The sequence below is a fragment of the Cellulosimicrobium sp. CpK407 genome, from assembly GCF_051844275.1.
In the GTDB taxonomy this organism is placed as follows: domain Bacteria; phylum Actinomycetota; class Actinomycetes; order Actinomycetales; family Cellulomonadaceae; genus Cellulosimicrobium; species Cellulosimicrobium cellulans_G.
On record NZ_JBGNYC010000093.1, the window covers coordinates 1 to 3,367 of the forward strand.

The 3,367-nt window shown below is 75.6% G+C and carries 2 protein-coding genes and 1 pseudogene; all 3 read right to left on the reverse strand.

What is annotated here, in order from left to right; genetic code table 11:
• Positions 1 to 133: pseudogene (locus ABWU78_RS20820) on the reverse strand (50S ribosomal protein L7/L12); the annotation flags it as partial.
• Between the two features lie 114 nt (positions 134 to 247).
• A complete protein-coding gene (rplJ, locus tag ABWU78_RS20825) occupies positions 248 to 778 on the reverse strand; it encodes a 50S ribosomal protein L10 (RefSeq protein WP_021483443.1) in 531 nt (176 codons plus the stop codon).
• A gap of 295 nt (positions 779 to 1,073) precedes the next feature.
• Positions 1,074 to 3,367 (reverse strand): CHAT domain-containing protein (locus tag ABWU78_RS20830; protein ID WP_439159382.1); only part of this gene is annotated, 2,294 nt, incomplete at its 5' end.

The following is a 3,367-nucleotide window of genomic DNA, read 5'->3' on the forward strand; positions in this document are numbered from 1 at the left end:
CGACCGCGACGGCGGCGGGGGCGGCGGCGGTGACCTCGAAGGTCTCCTCGAAGGCCTTCACGAACTCGTTGAGCTCGATGAGGGTGAGCTCCTTGAACTGCTCGATGAGCTCGTCGGTGCTGAGCTTCGCCATGATGGCGTTCCTTTCGGTCGGTGCTCGGCAGCGGCCCGGTGCGGGCCTGCCAGAAGCGGGGTGTGTGCTTGCGCTGCGTGGATCACGAGACCGGGGCGTGCCCCGGGCGCGGGATCAGGCGGCAGCGCCCTCCGATTCCTGCTTCTGACGCAGGGCATCGATGACGCGGGCGGCCTGGGCGGTGTTCGCGGTGAAGACGTAGGCAGCCTGGAAGAGCTTGGCCTTCATCGCGCCGGCCGCCTTGGCCAGCAGGACCTCGCGGGACTCGAGGTCCGCGAGCTTCGTGACCTCCGCGGCGGTCAGGGGGCGCCCGTCGAGGACACCGCCCTTGATGACCAGCGCGGGGTTCGCCTTGGCGAAGTCACGCAGACCCTTGGCAGCCTCGACCGGGTCCCCGGTGACGAAGGCGATTGCCGACGGGCCCTGCAGGTCGGCGTCGAGTCCCTCGACACCGGCCTCCTTGGCCGCGATGGCGGTCAGCGTGTTCTTCACCACGGCGTAGGTTGCGTTGCCGCTGAGCGACCGACGCAGCTGCTTGAGCTGCGCGACGGTGAGCCCGCGGTACTCGGTCAGCACGGCAGCGTTCGAGTCTCGGAACTTGTCCGAGATCTCGGCGACTGCGGCTGCCTTGTCCGGCCTCGCCATGGCAATCCTTCCGGTGGTGGTACCACCGGCGTCCGTCCCGGAACGAGAAAGAGCCCCGCGCAGGCGCGGGGCTCGCAGTCGCACGCGCGGCGGGGCCGGGCGGACGTCGTCGATTCGCTACCTGCGCTGGCCTCCACCTCGTGGTGGGACTTCGGTCCGTCACGTCCTGCAGACGGAGTCTGCGGGCAGCATCGGACGACCGGCGGTCTTGGGTACACGCCCATCGTACGGGACGTCGGCGGGTGCTCCAAACCGCGGTCGCGCACCGAGGCGCTGCCTCCGCTCCCCTGCCCGGTCAGAGCACCAGCGGCCCGAAGCACACGAGCGGGACGGGCTCGGGCTCGTCGGCGACGGCGCGGGCGAGCGCCGTCCCTGGCATGGCGCCGTCGCGCAGCTCGGCGTGGAGCGAGGGCATGACGCGCGCGGCGACGTCGTCGCGCAGCGGGGCGACGCTCGCGACCACCGCTCGCGCGCCGAGGCGCAGCAGCACGCTCGTCAGGCCGAGGGACTCGCCGCCGATGCGCGGCGTCGAGAGCCCCACCTCGCACGCCGAGAGGACCACGACCACGCCGTGCAGGTCGATCCCGTCCAGCTCGTGCGCGAACAGCGGGCCGTCGGCGAGCCGCAGCGAGGAGAAGAGCGGGTTGTCGGTCTCGTGCGTCCCGTGCGCCGCGAGGTGGACCACCCCGGCGCTCCGGAGGCCCTCGACCACCGCCTCGCACGTGGCGTCCTCGCCCGCGAGGGCCTCGGAGCCCTCCCAGACCGACGCGACGAGCTTGGCCTCCGCACCCGAGAACCGCAGCCCGGGGCCGGCGACGACGAGCGCCTCGTCGGCACGCCGCGTCGGGTCCCCGACCCGCAGGTCCACCCACGAGTTCGCCCACGTCCGTCGCCCGCGCCGTGACGGCAGAGAGGCCCACGGGAGCGCGAGCAGGAGGTCGCGCGCGGCGAGGTGCAGGTCGCCGTCGGCCTCCAGAGGGACGACGAGCGCGTCGTCGAGCGCGGTCAGGGTGCGCGTGAGCGACGCGACCGCCGCCTCCCGCATCGGGACGGGGATGAGCACGTTGGAGAGGACCGCGAAGTCGGCCCGCGCGCGGCGCACGCGCTCCGCGACCGTCGTGCGCGGCGCGAGCCGCACGAGCCGCGTCCCCGCCGCGGACACGCGGACGGCGAGGACGTCGTCGCCCTCGACCACGAGGTCGGCGACCACGGCGTCGGAGCCCGCCGCGGCGAGCGCGGCCCGGAGCCGGCGCTCCGTCGTGGCCAGCGGCGTGGCGGCCTCTCCCCCGTGCTGCCAGGCGCGGCGACGCGCGTCGTCCTGCAGCCGACGGGCAGACCGCAGGTGGTCCTGGCGACGGGCGAGGTGCGAGGGGTCCGAGGGCGCGCCGAGCGCGCGGGCTGCCTCGACCTCGCGGCGCGCCGCGGCGAGGAGGTCCGCGAGGACCGGGTCCGACGGAGGCCGCACACGGCCGGTGCCGGCGAACGCCGCGCGGCCGCGCTCGACCGCGTCGAAGATCGTCCCCGGGCGCCGCGTCCGCAGCGCCGCCGCCACGTCCACGTTGCCGAGCCGGACCCCGTGCACGGCCGACGCCGTCACCGCGTCCACGGAGCCGAGCCGCGCGCGGTGCTCGGCGAGGGCCGACTGGCCGCGCCGCACGGCCCGCACGCCGCCACGGCGGTCCCCGGCCGCGAACGCGAGCTGGGCGAGCACGGCCTCGTGCTGCAGCCGCACGGGCAGCGGGGCGCGGTCGAGCCGCCCGGGAACCTGCGCCAGGACGTCCTGCGCGGCGGGAACGTCCCCCGCGGTCACGAGCCACTCGGCCGCGAGGAGCTGGGCCGGGATCGTCACGCCGAGGCCGGCGGCTCCGCCGAGCGCCTCGCCCTCGCGCGCGAGGGCGAGCGCCCAGCCGGCGTGCCGCCGTGCCGTCGTCGGCGTCACGCCGTCCGACCGGTGCTCCGTGAGCGCCGCCTGCAGCTCGGCGACGCGGGCTCGCAGCATCCACGGGGTGTTCCCGAGCCGGTCGAACCGGCGCGACGCCGACCGGGCCAGGCGGCGGGCGTCGGCGTAGCGTCGCAGGCCGAGCACGACGCGCGACCGCACCAGCTCGACCTCGGCGAGGTCGCGCAGCATGCGGTAGCGCGAGAGGTGCTCGCGCGCCTCGCGCAGCGCGTCGTCGGCCTCGGTCAGCAGGCCGGCGTCGAGCAGGACCTGCGCGCGGTCGATCAGACCGACCGCGGCGTGCCGGTCCGGCGCCTGGTCGGCGGCCTCGTCCATCGCACGCAGCGCGACCGGGAGATCGCCACGGAGGTACTCCGCGTACCCGAGGTTGTGGCGCGCCTTGGAGACGAGGAGGTCGTCCCCGAGCGCGACGCCCCGGCGCACGGCGTCGTCCAGGTCGCGGCTCGCTCCCTCGGCGTCGCCGAGCTCGAGCCGCAGCGACCCGAGGTTCAGCATGAGCACCGCGGCGTCGAGCGGGCGCGCGTCGTCGACGCCCGTGGCCGCCTCCTCCATCTCGACGAGCGCCTCCCGCACGTCGCCCGTCCGCAGCCGGAGGAGCCCGCGCTGGGCGCGCACGACGAACTGCAGGT